This is a genomic window from Niallia sp. FSL W8-0954 (genome assembly GCF_038005605.1).
Taxonomy (GTDB): domain Bacteria; phylum Bacillota; class Bacilli; order Bacillales; family Cytobacillaceae; genus Niallia; species Niallia circulans_A.
Genome location: NZ_JBBOTN010000005.1, coordinates 1 through 5,171, shown reverse-complemented (window position 1 = coordinate 5,171; position 5,171 = coordinate 1). Strand labels below are relative to the sequence as shown.

The window sequence follows — 5,171 nt, the reverse complement described above, 5'->3', positions numbered from 1 at the left end:
AAAGAACCAAACTCAAAAGCCTGGTTCCTTATTCCACTTCTATTTCATCAATCAATTTTCCATTGTATTCTTCAAACTCTTCTGGACTTAGCTCTTTATATTCTTGGTTAAATTTCAAAAGATCCGCATTCCATGTAGCTATTAATTTATAAAAATATTCATTTTGATCTTTCCCCATATGCTTGTCCAATTCACCAGTTTCATATTTTTTCGCATATTCTTTCAAAAGACCACCATAAACAATTAATTGTCTACCTTTTAACGCAGAATAGAAAACATCAAAAACATCTTCACTCACAGCCATTTCATAATCTTTTGCCGAATACTTTGCAATTTCCGCAACCGCATTTCCACCACGAATTAAATTAACTTTTTGAATACTGACTTGTGTTATTTCTGGTAGATCCGTTACATCTCTCCACATTTCCAACCATTCTTCTTGCTTGATATAAAGTTCCTTTTTCTTAAAATAGCTTTTATCAACACAAAGTAACACATGAAAATGAGGATTATATGTATCATAAGTTGGATTATTATCTCCAACTTTAAGATTTCGTTTTTTATAATAAGCCTGTTTTCTCTTATACATTTCTTTTGTGATAAAACGCTCTTTATCATAGGTCATTTCCAATTTTCTTATGTATCCCTTAATCGAACGTTCAATATTTCTTCTCTTAAACAATTTATTAAAAGCTTTATTAAATCTATCAATCTCTGTTTTTACGGAATCAGCTTTAATATTTGGAGTAGTCAAAGTCAAAAATAAAAAATCTTTGTTTTCATCTACCTTAATTGCTTCCATCATCACTGATATTTTCATAGCGTCTTTTCTAGCTTTTCGCCAGGCGCAAATCGGACAAAAACGATTTTTACAATCATAGCCTTTTAATCTTTTTTTCGTACTTTTATCTTGAGTAGTGATAAAAAGATTGAAATTACTACATGATTTAAACAATTCTCTACCACTCTCACTTAAATTTTTTTCTATAAAATTATAAATTTTTATATTCTGTTTCTTTTTAGGTTGATATTTGCCAACAATTTCATCTTGATTTTTATCTATCATTCTTGTTATATTAGTCCTAACTGAATTAAGTGTAAAAAAGGGTACTCCAATACCCTTTTAAGGACTTGCTCCCTTCATAATAAATTTTTCGTTTTTTTCTAGACAATTAAAATGATAAATTTATCCACCCAGGAAAGCAAGTCTTTTTTTTTATTTCTCCCTACAGCCACAAGGGAAAAAACATAATATAGGCACCAATTTCCATGCGGAAATAGTTACCTATATTATCAAGATAAGAAAAAACTCAAAACCAACCCCAAAAAACCTAATGGCTTTTCAGCCATTTTTTTTTATAAAAAAACTGCATTATATTTTTCAATAGATTACTAATCGCAAAAATAAATCTTGCTGAAATTTCAATTTCTCTTTTATTACTTTTATACTTCAAAATATCCATTCTCCTTCACTTTAATTTTTATCCCTCACCTAGGTACTTGCAATTCCATAGAGTTATAGGACATTAAGAATCAAATTGTTTACTTAAATTTGATCTCTATAAATTAAAATGATTCTCGGAAAATGAATTCTACGTATTTGGCACAAAAATAAAAAGGTATAATATACTTTACAAAGTATATTATACCTTTCACTTTTATAGAGTTATCTTTCCAGATGTCTATTCTTCTCAAATTCCTTTTTTCGCTTCTCCCATTTTTCATAGTCTTGTAAACCTTCAGGAGATTCTTTTACATCTTCTAAAATTCTATCTTTTACCTTTTCTTCAGAAGGAGTCCCCCTATGAAATTGTTTAGCATATGTAATAGCTCTTTCAAATACCCCTTCAGCAATCCTAGAAGCGTGTTTTTGCGCCTGTTTAAGAATATTCGATATTTGTATCTGCGCTCTCTCTAAAACGCTAATTTTGGCCTTTAAAAGCTTATTTTCACTTTCTAATCTCTTATTTTCTTTCAAGACATCATTTGAAGCCTTTCTAATGCCATCCATTCGAACCATTTCAACTTCAGGAACCAGATAAACAGTCATTGATTGTCCATTCTTCAAATTCACTTGTTGTTTTCCAACTGGTTTTTGGGGAGCATGTTTATCTTCTATATGCTCTTTAGAAGTCTTTATTCGCCTTTCTAAGGCTTCTTTTTCTTTTTCAAGACTTTTAATACGTTTTTCTCTTTCCTCTTCAATTTTAACCATTTCTGTCATTCTAGACTGCATGTCTTTAAATTCATCAACTGTTAAATGCTTTCTTTCGCCATTCGGCTCTCCTCGCTCAACATCAAACCCCTTTTTTTCTAAAAACCGAGGTAAATCATCTTGAATTGCTAGCAATTCCTTACGGTTAAAAACGTTCTTCGCTTGTAATTTACCTTCTTTCATTGGAACAACCCCTAAGTGCATATGTGGAGTCGTTTCGTCTAAATGAACTTGGCCATAAGCAATATTTTGTTTTCCGTACCGTTCTTCAAAAAACTCTGCAGCTGTCGTAAAGAATTTTTCTGTTTGCTCTTGGTCTAATCCTTCAAAAAACTTTTTATCACTCGTGATAATCCACTCGTTCACTAAAACCGCATCTTTTCGTATCGCCCTGGATCCTTCTTTTTGTTCTTCAATGATATTCATTATTCGATCTCTATAATCTATATTTTCATGATTAAACAAATCAAAATTTAAATGAGAACGACTAACGTCGATCTCCTTATTGCTATGGTTCTCAAATTCCCTTTGATTGTGCCTTTGGATCCCTCCAAGGTTTTGAGATTTCATTTTCTGCATTCTAGCTACCAAGTAGCTCATTGGGTACCCCACCTCGCTTGGTTTCAAGAGACTTAAAGTACATTAAGTATAACGCACTATACTTTACAAGGTAAAGTGTGCGGTCTGCGACGCCAAAAACATGCCTCCAAAGTCGGCAAAAAAACCTTTGTCTCCGACGGGTTAAGGGAACTTTCCCCTTAACAATCCCCATAAAAAATCTCCCCCAACCCCCTCCCTTTTCGAGGGGGCTCCCTCGCCAGTAGGCAGGTCGAAACAAAGGTTTCGACAATGCCAGGAGGGTTCGGGTGTAGTGAAGCTATCAACTCCTTATCCTCCCATCCCCTTCGGGATTGGTCCGGTACCGTTGACAGCTGCCACACGTAGCACTTTGTTTTTTATTAGTGGTCATCCTAATAAAAAACATGGAGGTTGTAAATTTTACAACCTCCATCAAACAAAAAAATCCGATTCTTATAAATAGAATCGGTTCAAAATAAACAATTATTCAAAAAACAAAGTACCTACTAGACTCTAAATTTATTAGTCAAATCAGAGCTACCGACCCCTTTTTATTAGCCGCTATATAGGGGTAACGACTCAAATCACTTCCATTTTCCCAAAAATCTACTAACTGAATAGCGAAAAATAATTTTACTATTCTCTATTTTTAGGTTCTCTCTTATAAAACAAGAAAGAAAATAATACTATGAAAGCAAAAAATATTGTTAAATAAAATATTAATGAATCCCCTGATTTATTAAATTCATCAACTATTATACCTTGTTGAAATAATAATACTCCTCCAATTATTAAAAAAAATAAAGAATTGAAAAGTATATATGTATAAGGTGTTATCTTATTTCTCAAAAACACTAAATAAACAAAATTACATATTAAAATAATAGCAATTAAATAATATATAGGCCTTAATAACGTAAAAGTCTCTCCTAACATAAAACCTCTCCCATTCTCATATACTCACTTTTTTATCTTTCATACTCCATATACTCCATAGCATTATACTACTTTTTAGCTTTGATTGACATAATATCTATTAAATGGTAAAAAAGCATCTGTAGATGGAAAATATAAGAAAAAGGGGAAATCTTATAAAAAAAATTCTTTTGATAGTATTTGCATTAATTTTAGTACTACCTACAATCTCTGCAAAAGCTGCAACAGATTCTTTAGGCTATGAATACGAAATAAAAACAGCAAATCAAATTGACTATGAAGACGGAAATTTTTTCATCTCTTTATTATCTGGTGATCCTCTAAGTGAAGACGCATTATACGCTGTATATGAAAATAGCGAATTAGAAAAATATGAAGCTTCAATTAATAATCCAATAAAAACAGACATGATTAGAGCAGCAGCTTTGCCAACTAAATTTTCAGAATTCTATTCTGGATCTAAATGGAACACTCGCAACGATGGAGTTACTCTATCTTTAAATCCTAAAAAAGCAGCATGGGCTAAAAACCCTAGCCCAATAGTTCAAGCCCACTATGAAAAAACTAGATGGGATGTAGTTTATAATAAACATAAAAAAGATAAACAATGGAAAAATACCGCAAGTATGAAAGCTCAATTAAAATGTCACGCTGAAACTGTACGAGGAATAAAAAATCCTTGGAATATTGAACCATGGCGCACAACAAGTAACTATGCGAAAGTCCTAAGAAAAGCTTGCAATCCACCAGTTGGATATTAACCTAAAATAAAACGAATCCCTTTAAGGGCTTCGTTTTATTTTAGGTTAATATCTCTATTTCTTTTTACTAAACAACCAAGAAAAAAATGATCCTTTTTCTTTAACAATTGCTGTTTCTAATAACTGTTTTTGGAACTTTTGTTGTTGCTTAATTTGTATCATCAACTCACGATCCCTACGCTCAATCGAATCATTAAATTTCTCTAAAAGAATAGCAGCAGTTTTTTCTGCAGCATCATTTGCAGCCTTCTGAATCACATCTTCTAATTCTTCTTTCGTTAACGCTATTTTATTATCATTTCCCATGATAACGGATAACGTTTTTTCAGTGTTATTTTGCTCTCTAACCTTTGATACTATTGCTTTTGCAGTGTTATCAAGACTTTGCGTTTTTTCCATCATTTTTTGAAAATCTGATAACGCCATAATATCGCGTTTATAATAAATCCTATGACCTTTATCATTTCGATCAAATTCATAACCTGCTTTTTCTAATTCAATAGACCATCTTCTCAATGTATTTCCGTTGATATCTAAATCAATAGCAACTTCCTTCGCATAAGAACCAAACTCTCGCACACCATCACCTTCTTTACATCTAAATTCTATAAAAGAGCGTTAATTCCTCGTTTTTTCTCTATCCATTTGTAGGTAACCTTTATCTATATTAATTTTCAAAA

At 31.9% G+C, this 5,171-nt stretch carries 5 protein-coding genes; 1 reads left to right on the top strand and 4 read right to left on the bottom strand.

Translation table 11 applies throughout. From position 1 onward, the window contains the following. Nucleotides 1-28 precede the first annotated feature (28 nt). The 3 genes from NX902_RS25755 to NX902_RS25745 all read right to left on the bottom strand — a co-directional run bounded on the left by NX902_RS25755 (nt 29) and on the right by NX902_RS25745 (nt 3,730). Entirely contained in the window at nt 29-1,066 is a 1,038-nt protein-coding gene (locus NX902_RS25755; protein WP_163185048.1) for a protein rep, read from the bottom strand. Between the two features lie 600 nt (nt 1,067-1,666). Beyond that, the gene (gene mobV / locus NX902_RS25750; RefSeq protein WP_163185045.1) at nt 1,667-2,815 is read right to left on the bottom strand and encodes a MobV family relaxase; all 1,149 of its coding nucleotides are present in this window, start codon (nt 2,813-2,815) and stop codon (nt 1,667-1,669) included. Nucleotides 2,816-3,430: 615 nt separating this feature from the next. Beyond that, nucleotides 3,431-3,730, bottom strand: a complete 300-nt coding sequence (locus tag NX902_RS25745; protein ID WP_163185042.1) for a hypothetical protein — start codon at nt 3,728-3,730, stop codon at nt 3,431-3,433. Between the two features lie 170 nt (nt 3,731-3,900). Between NX902_RS25745 and NX902_RS25740 the strand changes: the two genes are divergently transcribed. Next, complete coding sequence (locus NX902_RS25740; RefSeq protein ID WP_341161102.1) at nt 3,901-4,491, top strand: DUF2599 domain-containing protein; 591 nt, start codon at nt 3,901-3,903, stop codon at nt 4,489-4,491. A gap of 54 nt (nt 4,492-4,545) precedes the next feature. Here NX902_RS25740 and NX902_RS25735 read toward each other — a convergent pair whose 3' ends face one another. Beyond that, nucleotides 4,546-5,070 carry a DNA-binding protein gene (locus NX902_RS25735; RefSeq protein WP_163185051.1) on the bottom strand — a complete coding sequence of 175 codons (525 nt, stop codon included), beginning with the start codon at nt 5,068-5,070 and terminating at the stop codon, nt 4,546-4,548. Nucleotides 5,071-5,171: the final 101 nt, after the last annotated feature.

What these genes read in the sequence shown, in the direction of transcription:
- NX902_RS25745 (WP_163185042.1), bottom strand. Translation starts at nt 3,730, where the DNA reads ATGTTAGGAGAGACTTTTACGTTATTAAGGCCTATATATTATTTAATT.
- mobV (WP_163185045.1), bottom strand. Translation starts at nt 2,815, where the DNA reads ATGAGCTACTTGGTAGCTAGAATGCAGAAAATGAAATCTCAAAACCTT.
- NX902_RS25755 (WP_163185048.1), bottom strand. Translation starts at nt 1,066, where the DNA reads ATGATAGATAAAAATCAAGATGAAATTGTTGGCAAATATCAACCTAAA.